Annotated in this window: 11 protein-coding genes; 7 read left to right on the plus strand and 4 right to left on the minus strand. The window is 55.7% G+C overall.

Going from position 1 to position 15550, the window contains the following annotated elements; all coding sequences use genetic code 11:
- Positions 1–500: 500 nt before the first annotated feature.
- The 5 genes from QZZ60_RS05895 (at position 501) to QZZ60_RS05915 (ending at position 4139) form a co-directional block, all read left to right on the plus strand.
- A complete protein-coding gene (locus QZZ60_RS05895; protein WP_295639159.1) occupies positions 501–1940 on the plus strand; it encodes a putative sulfate exporter family transporter in 1440 nt (479 codons plus the stop codon).
- Positions 1941–1964: 24 nt separating this feature from the next.
- Positions 1965–2126 (plus strand): bacteriocin-type signal sequence, encoded by a 162-nt coding sequence (locus QZZ60_RS05900; protein WP_294484055.1) that lies wholly within the window; start codon positions 1965–1967, stop codon positions 2124–2126.
- 77 nt (positions 2127–2203) lie between these two features.
- Positions 2204–2452, plus strand: coding sequence for a hypothetical protein (locus QZZ60_RS05905; protein WP_295639165.1), 249 nt, complete (start codon positions 2204–2206; stop codon positions 2450–2452).
- 253 nt (positions 2453–2705) lie between these two features.
- Positions 2706–3164, plus strand: coding sequence for a hypothetical protein (locus QZZ60_RS05910; RefSeq protein WP_295639168.1), 459 nt, complete (start codon positions 2706–2708; stop codon positions 3162–3164).
- Between the two features lie 6 nt (positions 3165–3170).
- Entirely contained in the window at positions 3171–4139 is a 969-nt protein-coding gene (locus tag QZZ60_RS05915; protein ID WP_295639170.1) for an MBL fold metallo-hydrolase, read from the plus strand.
- A 69-nt stretch (positions 4140–4208) separates the two neighbouring features.
- Here the strand turns inward: QZZ60_RS05915 and QZZ60_RS05920 are convergent, their stop codons facing one another.
- The 4 genes from QZZ60_RS05920 to QZZ60_RS05935 all read right to left on the minus strand — a co-directional run bounded on the left by QZZ60_RS05920 (position 4209) and on the right by QZZ60_RS05935 (position 10645).
- Entirely contained in the window at positions 4209–6110 is a 1902-nt protein-coding gene (locus QZZ60_RS05920; protein WP_295639173.1) for a TRAP transporter large permease subunit, read from the minus strand.
- 69 nt (positions 6111–6179) lie between these two features.
- Positions 6180–7250 carry a TRAP transporter substrate-binding protein DctP gene (gene dctP, locus QZZ60_RS05925; protein WP_295639176.1) on the minus strand — a complete coding sequence of 357 codons (1071 nt, stop codon included), beginning with the start codon at positions 7248–7250 and terminating at the stop codon, positions 6180–6182.
- A gap of 26 nt (positions 7251–7276) precedes the next feature.
- Positions 7277–8956, minus strand: coding sequence for an FAD-dependent oxidoreductase (locus tag QZZ60_RS05930; RefSeq protein ID WP_295639179.1), 1680 nt, complete (start codon positions 8954–8956; stop codon positions 7277–7279).
- A gap of 15 nt (positions 8957–8971) precedes the next feature.
- Positions 8972–10645: an FAD-binding protein gene (locus tag QZZ60_RS05935; protein ID WP_295639183.1), complete on the minus strand. Its 1674-nt coding sequence runs from the start codon at positions 10643–10645 to the stop codon at positions 8972–8974.
- A 209-nt stretch (positions 10646–10854) separates the two neighbouring features.
- Here QZZ60_RS05935 and QZZ60_RS05940 point away from each other — a divergent pair, with 209 nt between their 5' ends.
- Positions 10855–13839 (plus strand): sigma 54-interacting transcriptional regulator, encoded by a 2985-nt coding sequence (locus QZZ60_RS05940; RefSeq protein WP_295639186.1) that lies wholly within the window; start codon positions 10855–10857, stop codon positions 13837–13839.
- Between the two features lie 469 nt (positions 13840–14308).
- Positions 14309–15493, plus strand: coding sequence for a site-specific integrase (locus tag QZZ60_RS05945; RefSeq protein WP_295639189.1), 1185 nt, complete (start codon positions 14309–14311; stop codon positions 15491–15493).
- Positions 15494–15550 lie beyond the last annotated feature (57 nt).

The following is a 15550-nucleotide window of genomic DNA, read 5'->3' on the forward strand; positions in this document are numbered from 1 at the left end:
TTTATATATCATATATAAAATGAATTATAAGTAATATTGTATTTTATTGTTGATAAATAAAAGTATGATTATGCCAATTTGTGAAGTACATAATGGTGAACTTTGAAAGAAAAAAGACTTCTCAGAAAAAGATGCATAAACTCACAGTTGAAATTTTCAGCTTAAAATACTGACACAAAAATAACAAATTAATGTTTTTCACAATCGGTGGTTTTTTCAGGGAGAAAAGTAGCGTATATTACAATATAACCATTTGAAAGCATTTATAAAAATAGATGTCACTCCATACTTTTCGTTTGTTCACAAGAGAACGTGAAAAAAGTGGTATTCGTCGCAAAAAATTGATTTTATCAATGTGTAATCATTGTCTTTTATTTTTCATTTCAGAAGTGCGGAGAACAGAAAAATAAACTTGTTGAACTTTTTTTTAATAATATTATTTTGGGTGCCGGTTGCGAGCATCGCAACGGAATTTATCTTTTTTTAACAGGGGAGTTTATATGTCAACGAAAGCTGCTTTCAACGAAGACAAAGTAGCCCTTGTCTGCGGGCTCTTTATCTTCGTTCTGGCACTGGGCAAACTGATCGGCCTGGACATTCTGGGCTGGACCCTCAAGGTCGGAATGTGGGTGAGCAACCCCTTTGACGGTTTGTCTTCGGCGACGAAGGGACTCGTGCCCGGATGGGCTGCGCTCCTTATCACGTACGTTTTCATCACTGCGGTTCTCTCCGTGGGCGTGAAGCTCATGAGAGGCAACGTGAAGCGCTTTGTCGGTTCCTTCACGCTGATCTTCTTCATCGCCATCGCCTGCTACACCGTGGGCGCCAACGCCTACATCGCCGCCAACCCCACCGAGCTCACCAAGATGGGCATTCCGTGGGCTCTGGGCCTCAGCACCGAAGCCGGCCTCATCTGCGCTCTGATTGCCGGTATCCTTATCGGCAACCTGGCTCCCGGATTCACCGACAATGTGCGTGAAGCCTGCCGTCCCGAACTGTTCGTGAAGATCGCCATCGTCATCCTGGGCGCCGAACTCGGCGTGAAGGCTGCCGATGCCGCGGGCTTCGCCGGTCACGTCATCTTCCGAGGCCTCTGCGCCATTGTTGAAGCTTATCTGCTCTACTGGGCCGTTGTTTACTACGTTGCCCGTAAGTACTTCAAGTTCAACAAGGAATGGGCTGCTCCTCTGGCTTCGGGCATTTCCATCTGCGGTGTGTCCGCCGCTATCGCCACCGGTGGTGCCATCCGCGCCAGGCCTGTTGTCCCGATCATGGTTTCTTCCCTGGTCGTTGTGTTCACCTGCATTGAAATGCTGGTTCTGCCCTTCCTCGCTCAGCACTTCCTGTACAGCGAACCCATGGTGGCCGGCGGCTGGATGGGCCTGGCCGTCAAGTCCGACGGCGGCGCCATTGCTTCCGGTGCCATCACCGAAGCTCTGATTCTCGCCAAGGTTGCCGGTCTCGGCACGCAGTACGAACCCGGCTGGATCGTGATGGTCACCACCACCGTCAAGATCTTCATCGATATGTTCATCGGCGTGTGGGCTCTCGTGCTCGCCTACGTGTGGACCGCCAAGTTCGACAAGACCAACGGCGAACGCACCATGAGCTGGGGCGACGTGATGGATCGTTTCCCCCGTTTCGTTCTCGGCTACCTCGGCACCTTCCTCATCCTGCTCATCATGTGCCTCGCTTCGCCTGAAATGCACAAGCTGGGCGGTGCCATGTCCGGCGCCATCAACGGCTTCCGCACCATCTTCTTCCTGCTTACCTTCTTCAGCATCGGCATGGTTTCCAACTTCCGCAAGCTGAAGGAAGAAGGTATCGGCCGTCTCGCCGTCGTGTATATCGTGTGCCTCTTCGGCTTCATCATCTGGGTCGGTCTGTTCATCTCCTATGCATTCTTCCATGGCATGACCCCGCCTGTGATCGGTGCCTAGTCTATTCTTATAAAGGAGCATAAAATGGAAGACAAAGAAGTTAAACTCCATGAAGAAATAAAGAACATGGAGTACGAGCCTCTGGATGAAACCGAACTCAAGCTCATCCACTGGAGCTGGGGCCTCGGCGTCACCCTGCTGGTCGTGCTGTTCCTCATCAGCAAGTTCGTGATGACGACGCACTAAGCCGTTTGCTGAACGAATGATCACGGTGCCGGAAAGAGAAGCATTCTCTTTCCGGCACTTGTTTGGAGAAAAGAGAGATGCCTCGTTATCATCTGCGTTATCTTAAGGGCCCGAACTACACGCTCAATCTGGAGTATGACGGCATCGTCGAAGCTCCTTCCTTTGAAGAGGCCCTGCGTCCGCATACGGACTGGCCCATTACGGAAAGCTATGATCATGCCACGGCCACGGCATGGAATCCCGGCACCTGCATGTACTATCAGGAAATGTGGGAAGCCGCGCTTCTGCCCGATGAGGACAAGAAGGCCGACGCCGCCAGGTCCTGAGCCGAAGTTCCGGATGGAAAAACGTGTGAGGCGACGTCGCACATGATATGATCTGCGGATCGGGATGTGCTGCGGCGGTCGTCCGCCTGATTGTCATGAGGCGCGTGGTGTGATGTCGCGTTTTCGGGTCAATCGGGTCAAAAGGAATTTTTGCCTGCGACGTCGTGATCGCGAGCCTTGCGCCTTGACGCGTGCAGGGCTTCGGATCGGTGCCGCCGGTACGCGTCCGGCCTGAGACGGCAGGACCACGGCCATGCGCTTCGGCGTTTTATCTGTGCCTGTTGACGGGCTTCTTTGTGCCCGCGTCGTCTGCTTTGCAGACCGACGCCGCATGAGGAAGCCTTTTTTCATGCCTTGCCGGGATCTTTTCCGAGGTGACGTCGCTTCTGCGGCGTTGTGCGGCGAGGTCAAGGCCGTCCGCCGTCTTTCATTCCGGCTTTGGCGTGCACGGAGAAAGGCGGGTGTCGAAGGTGCGGCAGCGACGTGGAACGGGAGGAAACAAAGGTCGTCCCCCGGAAATGAAGTCTTTGCCTTCGGAATGCGTTTTGTGTCTTCTGCCCGCGCTCAGCGCATCGTCTTGTCTTTGACATGCCGGGAAATGCGCTTTTTGTTACAGCGTGTTGAATATCATGGCAAAGTGTTACAACGGATTGTTCTGTGCGGCGTTTTTGTCTATGATGGAAAAAATACGCATGGTTACATGAAAGAATGATTGATCATGAACAACATTTCCCGTCGTACATTTCTTGCGCTCGGCTGCTGCGCCGCAGGAGCCGCGCTTTGTTCTCCTCTTGCTTCCACCGCGAAGGCCGCCGTTCTGGACACTGCGGAAGTCAATCGTCTTTTTGCGGAGCTCGGAGCGAAGAAAAAGGCTCCTGCCGCTCTGGATGCCTGGATAAATGATCCCGCCGCACAGAAGATCGCCCCCTATCAGGCGTTCGACAACGTCTGGCAGGTAGGCATTGCATGGGTTTCTTCCTGGGCCATCAAAACCAGCGAGGGATGGGGGCTCATCGATACCACGCACGAGCCCTATGTGGATTTTCTCATTGAGAATCTCCACACCGTGGGCATTGCGCCTGATGATGTGCGCCTCGTGCTCATGACGCACGGTCATTTCGATCATGTGGGCGGCTATTACCGGTTGAAGCCTCTTTTGAAAAAGGCCCGTTTCGTCATGACGGAACGCGGATGGAACGAAGCCTTCCGGTACTCGAACGAGAGCATGGGCACGGCAAAAGAGTGGAAGATGCTCGAGGAAAAGGATGTCGTGGCCAGAGACGGAGACAGGCTGCGCTGCGGCGATGCCGTGTTCACCGTGCTCGAAACGCCGGGACATACCTGGGGCACGGCGTCGTACATGTACGACGTGCGCCGCGGAGACAAGACGTATCGGGCCGTGACCGTGGGCGGACAGGGGCTGAATGCCATTGAAGGTCCCGATCAGGTTCGCGCCTACATGAAGAGCATGGACAGGCTGTCGGAAGATTCGCTGAACATTGAAGTGGATCTTACGGCGCATCCGTTCTCCAACGGCCTTGCGGACAAGATTCCCGCTCTGCGCAGTCTGAAGCCTTCCGATCCGCATCCGCTCATCAACCGGGCAGCGTATGTCGCCCGGCTGAAGAAGCTCAACGAAGGCGCTGCCGAGAGGCTGAAGCTGGAGCTTGCCAAAAACGCGGGCTGATGCCTTTGCAGGCTTGAAGATGAAAATCCCGGTCTTCCGATACGTTGAAGACCGGGATTTTTTTGTTCGTCAATGCATGGACAGCGGAAGCCACGTCGCGATGCCGGGAAAGATCACGAGCAGCACGACCGTGAGGCACATGCCGAGAATGTAGGGAACGGCAGATCTGAACACCATGGCAAGCGGCACGTCCGCTACGCCTTTCATGACGAAGAGGTTGATTCCGAAAGGCGGCGTTATGCAGCCGAGGTTCATCATGATGCAGATGAAGATGCCGAACCACAGCATGTCCCACTGATAGAGTCCGGCAACGGGAACGAGAATGGGCACGCATACCAGCATGAGCGGAATGGCGGGGATGAAGCAGCCGAGGAAGAGCAGCACCAGAAAGACGAGGCTGAGGGTCAGATATTCGGGAAGCTGGAGCGCGGCCACGCCGTTGGCGAGCAGCATGGGAATCTTGCTGAGTGTCATGAAGTAGCCGACGACGGTGGCTCCGGTGAGCACGAAGAAGCACATGGCGATGTACTTGGCGGATTCGTTGACGGCGTCGATGAATTTGCGCCATGTCATCCTGCGGAGGATCAGGGAGATGAGCAGACTGCCTATGGAGCCTATGGCGGCGCCTTCCGTGGGGGTGAAAATGCCGCCGTATATGCCGCCGATGACAAGGATGAAAAGAATGAGTATGGGCAATGCCAGACTCAGGGACCGTACCCGTACGGCGAGCGGAGCCTTCGGCAGACGCGGCGCAAGCTCGGGATGCCGCCAGACCTTCCACCAGATGATGACGCAGTAGACGACGCAGGTCAGAATGCCGGGAACGACGCCGGCAAGAAAGAGGTCGGCTATGGACTGCTCGGCAAGCACGCCGTAGAGAATGAGCATGGTGCTCGGAGGAATGAGCGTGCCTATGGGGCCGGAGCAGGACAGAACGCCGAGGGAAATGGAATCGTCGTACCTGTTGCCGCGCATTTCAGGCAGAGCGATGGCCGTCATGGCCACGGTGCCGGAAATGCTGTCGCCGACGACCGCGCCGAAGGCCGTGCACGCCACGGCGCTGCCCTGGGCGAGGCCGCCGCGGTAATGCCCGAGAAAGTTTCGGGCGCAGTTGTAGAGGTCCTTGCCCAGATTGCCGTAGGAACAGAAGTAGCCCATGAGCATGAAGAACATGAGCGGCGCCCAAGTGTAGTTTGCGCTTGTGCTGTACATGGAGCTGCCGTACATGTCCAGGATGGGCTTGAGGCCGCGTATCACGCCGGAAAAAATGAAGCCCGTAGCCATGAGGGCAAAGCCGATGGGCATGCCGCTGGCGAAAAGCAGCAGCATGACGATGATGCCGCATATTCCTATGACGACCTGGCTGACGCCGAACAGACGGTGTGACCCGAAATGCCAGCCCAGCACTATGGGAATCACGGCAAGCAGCAGGGCGAAAATCGCATGGGGCCAGCCCTGATGAAGGACCAGCGCTCCCTTTTTCAGCACATCCACCAGAATGACCAGCGCCAGAAGCGCAAAGCCGAAGCTGACGAACAGCACGAAGGGTTTGACGGAAAGATTGAGGGTGAGAATGATCAGCTTTGTGTTGAAGGCGTAGGCGTAGGAGGCGTAGACGGAAAGGATGCAGACGGCGAGGCTCCAGCAGCCGGTGGCGAATTCCAGAACGTTCTTCTGCGGTTCCGACAGGTTGCCCGTCAGAAGATCCATGCTGATATGGCTTTTCGTGCACTGGGTGTAGGCCAGCGAGGAGAAGACGACGAGCGGCATGAGCATGGCCGTTATTTCAAAAATGCCCTGCATGGGGTGATTGAACATGTAGCGCATGAACACGTCCAGAAAGGTCATGAACACCATGACCATGAAGACGCATATGCCGGCCGAGCTGAGCACCCTGCAGAACGACGTAAGCATCGCCTCGACCGAATCCAGAACAGGCGGAACTCCGCCGACACTCTTCACTCCTTCCATGATGCCGATCCTTCCTTTGCAAAATCCAGGACGGCGCATGGCGCGCAGGCCATGCGCCGTTTGTCGTGTTTACCGTATTTCCGCTTCCTTGACGAGGCGGGAATTCTTCCAGGGCGAATAGTACTTTTCGCTCAGCTCATAGAATCGCTTGGCCAGCTTTTCGGCAGGAATGCCGTTGTCCTGCATGATCTTGAGAATGGAATCATTCAGGGGAAGCGTAAGCTCGCGGGCCTTGGCGTAGTCCGCGTCGGAAAGCATGATGATGGTGCCGCCCATGTCCTTCATCCACTTGGCGGCCGTTTCATACTGGTCCTTTTCCCAGAAGGCGTCGAACATTCCGTCGACGTAGTTGGCGGTCATGTCGTCAATGACCTTCTGGAGATCGTCCGGCAGGGCGTTGTAGACGTCCTCGTTCATGAACATGCCGAAATAGCACCCGGACATGGTGAGGGGAACCATGTACTTGAGCATGTCGCCGAAGCGGCGGGACACGAGCATCTGGAAGTCGACCACCGCGCCGTCGAGCAGCCCCTGCTGCAGGGAGATGTACATGTCCGCAAGAGGCATCATGACCGGCGTCGCACCGAGGGCCTTCAGCTTGTCCGCCGTGGCCGGCGTGATGGCCCCTATCTTCTTGCCCTTGAAGTCGTCAAGGCTTCGTATGGGCTCCTTGGTGCAGGGGACCATGCCCACGGGAAGAGCATGGATGGCGAGAATTTTCAATCCCTTGCACTCGTTGTAGATTTCGGGGAACTCTGCGCCGAGCTCCTTCATGATCTTCACGGGGGCGTCGATGGAGCGGGTCACGTCGGACAGATCGGCGAAGCGGCTGAAGAAAGGAAAGGCTCCGGGTGCCGTGGTGAGCGCCGTTTCGGTGAGGTCGGCAAGGCCGTTGCGCACGGAGTCCGCACACTCGCTCATCTTGCTCAGCGATTCGGCAAAGTAGGGCTCCACGACGATGCGGCCTCCAGACCGCTTCTGCAGTTCGTCGAAGTATACCTTCACCGCTCCGGTCCACCGGGTGTGAACGGGAGCTATGGGCAGATTGAGGGAAAGAACGTAGTCCGCCGCGGCGGGAGAACTCTTCGGAGCGATGAGAAGAGAGGCTGCCATCGCAAGAATTGCAAGTTGTTTCTTCATGTCGTTCTCCTGGCATGGGTTGATGATCATACAAGATGAGTGATGGGAAACTCGATGTCTATCGAGCCCGTCGGACAGCCTATTCTGCACGCGGCGCAGTGCCAGCACTCCTGGGGATATCGGATGAAGGGGCCGTCGCTTTCGGTTCTGTCGATGATGTAGTCGGGGCAGCGCTCGACGCAGTTGCCGCAGTCTATGCAGTGACCGCAGTGCATGCAGCGGGAGGCTTCGGCGGCGGCTTCCGCATCGCTGAAGCCGGCTTTGAGTTCTGCGAAGGGCAGCATGGAGCAGTCGTTTGCGCGCTGAACCGTTCTGCGGCTGTGCTCGTGATAGTCGGGATTTCTGATTTCGGAGAAGGCCACGACGTGTCTGGTCAGGTTGTACGTCTTCGCCTTGCGTTCGACGGCGGTGAAGGAGCCCTTTTCGTCCTTCTCCAGCGTTATCTCAATGGGGGCGTCGTTTTCTGAAAGAAACGCGTGGATGGCTAGGGCGGCCTTTCTGCCGTTTCCTATGGCGGAGGTCACCGTGGCCGGTCCTGTGACGATGTCGCCTGCGGCGAAGAGTGCGGGCACGGAGCTCATCATGTCGCTTCCGACGTCAAGATGGCCTCTGGGCGTGCGCTTTGGAGCAAGTCCGTCAAGGAAGGCGGTGTCCGGCTTCAGGCCGCTGGCGCAGATGACCACGTCCGCGGGAATTTCGTGCACGGAATCATCTTCAAATTCGGCGATGAGTTCCCCCTTTTCGTCGAAGGTGAAGTTCGACAGGGCGCGCGCGCAGACTTTGTCTTCGGCAACGGCGGTCGTGAGGCGGGAGGAATGGAGGGTCAGGCCCTCGTCGTGCGCCTGGCGTATTTCGTCGGCGGTCGTCTTGATATTGTCGGCCGATTCGGGGAATACCAGACTGACGGATTCTGCACCGAGGCGCTTTGCCGTGAAGGCGCAGTCGAAGGCCACGCCGCCGCCGCCGAGAATGACGACCTTTTTCCCGGCCAGAGATTCGCGTTTCATGTTGCTTGCCCGGAGGAAGTCCATGGCGGAGCGTGCCGTCTCAATGCCGGGAACGGCCAGCATGCGCTGGATCTGGTTGCCCGTGGTCACAAGGCATGCGTCGAAGCGCTTGAGCAGCTCTTCCATGGTCACGTCTTTTCCCACGCGGGTGTTCACGTGGGCCGTGACGCCGAGGGAGAGAATGAGCCCGACTTCAGCATCGGGAACGTTCTTGGGCAGACGGAAGTCGGGAATGCTCATCCGGGGCACGCCGCCGAGGACGGGATCGGCCTCGAAGACGTCCACGCCGTGACCGAGCATGCGCAGATAGAAGGCGGCGGTGAGTCCGGCGGGACCGGAGCCGATGACGGCGATCGTTTTGCCGGTGTCGGCCAGGGGGCGCAGCGAGGGCAGCGAGCCCTTTTCCGCGGCGTATCGTTCCAGCGCTCGAATGGCCACGCCTTCGTCATAGCTGCACCGGTTGCACTTTTCCTCGCAGAATCCGGGGCATACGCGTCCCGTGGTGCCCGCAAACGGATTGCGGGAAAGAAGGGCCGTTCTTGCCTCGTCCGTTTTGCCTTCCTTTATGAGCGTTTCCACGAGCTGGATGCGGTTGCCCGCGGGACAGGCGTGCTCGCAGGGGGATGTCCTTCTCTGCCTTTTCACGGGCACGTCGGTGATATGATATTCCCGCACTTCCTTACTGAATCTTGGCGGCATGGTGTGTGCTCCTTTCTAACGAAGATATTCCGATTTCACTTCCCAGCGCAACTCGGGGGAGCCGTTGATTTTTCTGATGACGAGAATTTTGTCCGCCAGTTCCTTGTCGGGACCGGGATAGTCGCCGCGCATGGCCATGGTGCAGAGCGAGGTTTCCTTTCTCGCCATGCTGGCCAGAACGACGAGGCGGCAGAGCTTGAGCAGATCGAGGCATTCATGGGTCCGCATGAGCTCATGGAGATTGGCGGCGTGCAGGTCGTCGGTCAGGCTCTCAATGCGGTCGAGACTGGCGAGCGCGTGCGTCATGCCCTTTTCATTTCTCGAATAGCCCATGTAGTAGTTCATCACCTGGTGTATGGCGGATTCAAAGAGCTGGTACGGCGTGTCGCCTCCGTCGACCATGGGCTTGAGCACACGATCCTTCTCTTCGCTCAGCTCCTTTTCGTCGAGCGGCAGGAATTCCACGGGCGCGGCGGCGATTTCTTCCGCAGCGTGCTTTGCGGCGAGGTAGCCGCCGCAGATGGCTCCGCTGAAGGACATGAAGCTGCATCCGACATAAAGACCGGGAAGCGTGCTCTGGAAATTTTTGTTTCTGAGTACGCGGCCTTCCATGCTGATGGAGCCTATTTCGATTTCCATGGGGGCCTTGGCGATGTCCACGCCCTTCTGTGCGCAGTATTCAAACCACGTCGCCTTGTCGCCGGGCATGAGGTCGTTGTCCAGAATGTCGCGCGTCACCTCGTCGATGTGGCGCATGTCCATGTAGAAGGGGGGGCCTGCCTGCCGAAGCTGTTCTCGCACGGTGCCCTGCATGAGAAGGCCCCGGGGCGCCTGTTCGGTCATGGCATGATAGTTGACCATGTACCGTTCGCCTTTGGCGTTGAGCCCGTGAGCGCCGGAGCCGGTAATGCCGTTCATGCCGGGACAGCCGAAGCTCTTGGGAAAGAGCGTCGCGCCCTGCAGCGTGTCGAGGCAGGCGAGTTCCGCGCCCATTTCATAGGGAAGAACGAAGTGGGAGCCCGTTACCGAGGGCGGATACATGCAGTTGAAGGGATTGCCGGTGGAGTTGGTCCAGCCGCGTTCGGCCACCGGGCCGAGGCAGAGTATGACCGCCTTTCCGAGCATGACGTGGAATTCTCCCGTCAGCACGTCGAAGCCTACGGCGCCGACGATTCTTCCCTTCTGCGATATGAGCTTCGTCACCTGCACGTGATTGAGGCACTCCGCCCCCATCTCCAGAATGCGCCTGGACATTCTGGGCTTGAGCTTCTCGCCGTCCTTGATGAGAATCCACCAGCTTCCCGGCTGCCCGAACCCCTGGCTTCTCATGTATGAGCCGTCGGCGTTGCGCCTGAACTCAACTCCCACGCTCTCAAGAAATGTGATCATGTGCGGGCAGATTTCCGCCCATTCTCGGATGGTGGACGGCACCAGCCCCCAGTTCGGCTTTTCATAGAAACGTATGAAGTCTTCCGTGGTGTCGAACGGCGCGTCCGTGTTCAGAACCGCCATGAAGTGGTCGTTGCCGCCGCCTATGCTTCCGCAGCTTTCAAACTTTCCCTTATCGACAAGCAGCACGCGCCGTCCCGCCTCAAGAGCCGCACGCGCGGCTCCGGTACCGGCAGCCGCGGCACCAAGGACCAGCACGTCCGTTTCATGCACCGTGAATCCGTTGACGTCCTGTGGCATACTTCCTCCTTCGTTTCTTCTTTAAAAAGCAAAAATCATACCAAAAATAATGTACAATTATTTCAATGGATAAAAGTTTCTCAACGGGAGATTGCAGGATATTGTGCATATTTTTCATGAAATATTTACATAGTATTGGAAGGACGCTATCCTTTTTCGACCCGGGCCGGATCAGTCCGGCGCCATGCATGATGGGGGAGGTGGAAAACATGACGGGCGGCAACATACCGTTTCTCTGCGAAAATTCTCGTCTCACGGCTTCCGGAAAGCTGGTTCTGCTTTGTGCCTGTCTTCCCGGCGGGCTGTCTCCCGACGATGCCTGCCGCATCCTGCATCTTGAACGGGATCAGCTGCTCGACCTTCCTTCCCGATATTTTGCCGTGGCGTCCGACGGAAGAGGCATGACGGTCAGGGAGGAAGCCGTTTCTCCCGTGCTCCGCACGCTGGCCATGCTGGTCGAGGTCGATGACGACAGTCTGTGTCTTGCGCTTTCCGCCGCGTTTCACAGAAACGACGGCGAGGCCCTGCGTCATCTGTGCCGGACTGCGGCACGCGCGTTTTCCTCCGGTCTCGCCCTCATTGAAAAAAAAGCCGTCGCCTCCGCGCTCATATTTGTGCTCACGAGGCGCCGCATGAGTCTCAGGGACATCGCGGGATGCGGCCGCTTCGTTTCCTTCATGATCAGCGTTTCTCCGCACCTGCTTTCTTACGGCGGACTCAGGGAGTTCAGCACGCTTTTGTTCAAGGCAAAGGGCATGGCCTTTGCCATAGGCAACGACAAGGCGTATTCCTTCCTTCATTTCGCCATACAATGCGTCAGCCTTCCGCTGTCCTACGCGCAGGGCAGAAATTTCGACGTGCATCTGGTCGAGGAAAGCTTCTGGCAGCTCAGAAACTTTCACGACTCCTCGCTTCGTCTGATATCGCTGTCGTTTCTGAGCGAGTTCTATATCTTTACCGGAAAGTACTTCAACGTCATCAACATCTGGCGGCTGAACACGCTCCTTGACGCGGAGAATACGCCGAGGGACTGCGCGATCATCGAAAACGCGTTCATCGGCGCCATGATGACCTGTCAGTATGCCCTTGCCCGGGACATCGCCGCTTCGGCAGGCAGTCCGTCAAGCCTTCCTCTCAGAGAGATAGCCGGACTGTATTGCTCAGGCTGGAAGGAGAAGGTTCCTCTGGAAAGGCTCAAAAGCTATTCTCCGAGCCCGCTGCTTTCTCTTGCGTATTTTCTGTCCGGCGAGACACGTCTTGCCGCCGAGACGCTGGGGCCCGTGAGCGCCGAGCATTTTCTCAGATATCCGTTTCTTCCGGAGCTTCTTTTTCAGCTCGAGCAGAAGGGCCTTCCCGTCTTTTCTGACCGGGAGTGGGCCGAGGCCGTCCGCAGGGCGAGAAATGCGTCGAACACGATACTGCGGGCCATTTTTCTCAGAATGTCGGCCGGTCGGCTGCTTTCGTCTTCAGACCGGGACGATGAGGAGATTCTCTCATGTCTCAGACACAGTCTGAACATTCTTCAGGGCAGTCTTGCTCCGCTTGAGTCGGCGAGGACCTGTCTGGCACTGTCGCGTTTTCTGACCATGACGGGGCGCTCTTCCGAAGCGGAAGCCTTTGAGAAAAAGGCCGCGGAAATCTCAGCCGCATTTTTCCCCGCCCTGTGGCCTGAAGACAGACCGATGCCGGAGCTTTCCGCATCGTCCGCCACGTCTCCCTACTTCCCTTACTTTTTGATGTTTCAGTCGCTTCTGGAGCTGAACTGCCGTCAGCTCGTCAAAAGCGCTCCGCTTTTTTTCAACGGCATATTGTCGGCCTTCATGACCGCCTTCGGTGCGCTTCAGGGGGGCGTGGTGCAGGAGAAGGAAAAAAAGCGGGAATGCGTTGCCGCGACCGAAGGCTGGGAATGCGGGGACGTGTGCGGGAACCCGATGCCTGAGTCGGATTCGTCCCTCGTCGTTGCGCTTCCCGATGCCTCGGAAGACATGGCGCGCATCGTTCTCAGAATAACGCAGGATGAGAAGGAGTCGTTTTTTCTGTCGGCGTTCGGACATTTCCGCAAGGCCATATTCCAGATTCTGGACAGAAGCATGTGCGAGCTTCTGACAAGTCAGATTCTTTCCGAAATCGGCAGCTATCAGCGCACGCAGCAGACGCATTCCCACAGCCTTCTTCGATCGCCCGTCTACATGGCGAGCCCGGGGGACGGTGCGATTTTTTTCCGCAGCCCCGAAATGAAGAAACTGGTCAAGACCATCGATCTGCTTGCGCCTACGGAAGCATCGGTGCTTCTCATAGGAGAAAGCGGGGTGGGAAAGGAGCGTCTGGCGCGGCGAATCCATGATCAGAGCGGACGGAGCGGGGAGTTCATTCCCGTCAATCTTTCCTCCATTCCCGCATCGCTTTTTGAAAGCGAATGCCTCGGCTATGAAAAGGGCAGCTTCACCGGCGCGGCGGGCCCCAAGAAGGGACTGTTCGAACTGGCCGACAACGGCACGCTTTTTCTCGATGAAATCGCGGACGTCCCCATGGACGTGCAGGTGAAGCTTCTGCGCATCCTGCAGGAAAGGGCGTTCCGTCGCGTGGGCGGACTCAAGCAGATTCATTCACGCTTCAGAATCATTGCGGCCACGAACGCCAATCTTGAGAAGGCCGTTGCCGATGGAAAGTTGAGATCGGACCTGTATTTTCGTCTCAACACGATATCCCTGTTCGTGCCTCCTCTGCGGGAGAGAAGAGGGGACATTCTTTTCCTCGCGGAAATTTTTCTGGGCCAGTATTGTCAGCAGTATGGAAAAAAGCGGCGCGTGCTTTCGGATGAAGAAAAGGAGCGTCTGCTTTCCATGCCGTGGCCGGGAAACGTCAGAGAACTGATGCATTTCATGGAACGTCTTGCCATTCTTGAAGATTTTCAGCGTGCTGCGGCTACCGGCGCGGTGCATGCCGGAGATTTTCCCTCTGTCGGCTCCGAGAAGCGGGCTTCGGCGTCCGGCGCGCATGCCGGTTTGACGGAAGGTGATTTTTTTTGGAATGGGGAAATCGTGCCTCTCTCTGAAATGGAGGCGAAATATTTTGCCTTCGTCTATAGGCAGAAAAAGGGCAGAGTGACGGGGAAAAACGGCATAGCGCAGGCCCTGGGCATTTCTGACCATACGGCCTTCAACTGGATACGAAGGCTCAACCTCGGCAGATAAAGACTCCGTGGTTGAGGTGGCCCGCAGTCTCTGGGCGGTCGGGAAGAGGCTGGAATGAAGCACCCGGATCGCCTGCAGGCGAGTTTTTGCCGGACGGCCTTGTGCTTTTATGCCGCTGCCGTGATGAGAAGAAGAGGGGCTCCGTGAAAGGTGATGCGGCGCGACAAAAAAGGCATCCGCATGAAAATGCGGATGCCTGAATTTCACTGGAGCCAGCTTGGAGACTTGAACTCCAGACCTACTGATTACGAATCTCTAGGTGTATACTTTCATACGGCTTCACTATGAGCAGGTAATATACAATTTTTATAAATAATTATGCTATACAATAAACAAAATTTACTTCGTTCAGAGTCATTGACTTTACCTCTCTTTCACGCGAAAATTAGGGAGAAATAAGGGAGAATGCTGGACTAGTGACTTTGCCCATGGCAACCTCACTTGATGCGATAGAAGTCTGGAGGTAACAGTGAGTGGTCGGAAATGGATTACGGAGGAGCGTGGCATCCGCTACTACGAGCACGAAACGCGAATGCATGGAAAGAGACGGGATCGGTATTATACGCTCCGCTTCACTGTCGATGGTAAGCAGATAGAAGAAGGTCTCGGTTGGTTATCAGACGGCTGGACGCTGACAAAAGCCCGCATAGAACTTGCGAAGCTCAAAGAAGCCAAACGGATAGGCAATGGGGCAGTTACTCTTCGGCAAGCTCGCGACGAAGCAAGGAAGAAACGGACTGAAGCGGAAAAGGCTGAAGCTCAAGAACGGGCTACTAAGATCACAGTCGATGACTTTTGGAGCAGCACCTACAGACTTACCCAAGGCCATAAAAAGGAAAGCACGATAAAAAAAGAGGAAGACTTATACACACGGTGGTTGAAACCATACTTCGGCGAAAAGCCATTGATTGAAATCAATGAAGAGCAACTTGAAAATCTGAAACAGACTATGCTTGCCGATGGGAAATCTCCTCGGACTATCGAATACGCTTTGGCAATTTTTTCCCAGATCTGGCATCTGGCTAATCGCCGAGGTATCGTCTCTGGTATCCCGCCTACTCGAAACGTCAAAATCCCAAAATTTGATAATCGCCGAATGCGTTTCCTAAGCAGAGAAGAAGCGAAGACACTGCTTCAGGCATTGAAAATAGTGTCCTCTGACTTGTACACTACGGCGTTGCTTTCTCTTGCCTGTGGACTGAGAGCTGGTGAAATTCACGCTTTGATTTGGGCTGACGTAGACTTCTCCAATGAAATTCTATTAATCCGTGATCCTAAAAGTGGCAAGAACCGTCATGCGTATATGAGTCCGGAAGTGAAAGTTGTTCTCGAAGGTAAATTCCACGGCCAGCAGCCCGGAGAGCTTGTTTTACCTGCTAAAACAGGAGGACAGCGGGGGCAGGTATCAAAAGTTTTTGACAGGATAGTCAAAGAGCTTGGATTCAATGATGGAATTGCAGATCCACGCCAAAAGGTCGTCTTCCATACACTCCGACACACATTTGCTTCATGGCTTGTACAGCAGGGGACTCCTCTTTATACGGTCTCTGAGCTGATGGGACACTCTTCTCTTGCCATGACACAACGCTACGCTCATCTTGCTCCTGATGGAACGCGAATTTCAGCCATGCGAATCAATGACATTCTAAAATAATTTTTAGGTAACTATGCAGCGAGGGGATTAGCTTATAGAAAACAAATAATTTCAAAT

Origin of the sequence: uncultured Mailhella sp., from assembly GCF_905187505.1 — a bacterium.
GTDB lineage: Bacteria > Desulfobacterota > Desulfovibrionia > Desulfovibrionales > Desulfovibrionaceae > Mailhella.

What these genes read in the sequence shown, in the direction of transcription:
- QZZ60_RS05900 (WP_294484055.1), top strand. Translation starts at nt 1,965, where the DNA reads ATGGAAGACAAAGAAGTTAAACTCCATGAAGAAATAAAGAACATGGAG.
- QZZ60_RS05920 (WP_295639173.1), bottom strand. Translation starts at nt 6,110, where the DNA reads ATGGAAGGAGTGAAGAGTGTCGGCGGAGTTCCGCCTGTTCTGGATTCG.
- QZZ60_RS05940 (WP_295639186.1), top strand. Translation starts at nt 10,855, where the DNA reads ATGACGGGCGGCAACATACCGTTTCTCTGCGAAAATTCTCGTCTCACG.
- QZZ60_RS05910 (WP_295639168.1), top strand. Translation starts at nt 2,706, where the DNA reads ATGCGCTTCGGCGTTTTATCTGTGCCTGTTGACGGGCTTCTTTGTGCC.
- QZZ60_RS05930 (WP_295639179.1), bottom strand. Translation starts at nt 8,956, where the DNA reads ATGCCGCCAAGATTCAGTAAGGAAGTGCGGGAATATCATATCACCGAC.
- QZZ60_RS05905 (WP_295639165.1), top strand. Translation starts at nt 2,204, where the DNA reads ATGCCTCGTTATCATCTGCGTTATCTTAAGGGCCCGAACTACACGCTC.
- QZZ60_RS05935 (WP_295639183.1), bottom strand. Translation starts at nt 10,645, where the DNA reads ATGCCACAGGACGTCAACGGATTCACGGTGCATGAAACGGACGTGCTG.
- QZZ60_RS05895 (WP_295639159.1), top strand. Translation starts at nt 501, where the DNA reads ATGTCAACGAAAGCTGCTTTCAACGAAGACAAAGTAGCCCTTGTCTGC.
- dctP (WP_295639176.1), bottom strand. Translation starts at nt 7,250, where the DNA reads ATGAAGAAACAACTTGCAATTCTTGCGATGGCAGCCTCTCTTCTCATC.
- QZZ60_RS05915 (WP_295639170.1), top strand. Translation starts at nt 3,171, where the DNA reads ATGAACAACATTTCCCGTCGTACATTTCTTGCGCTCGGCTGCTGCGCC.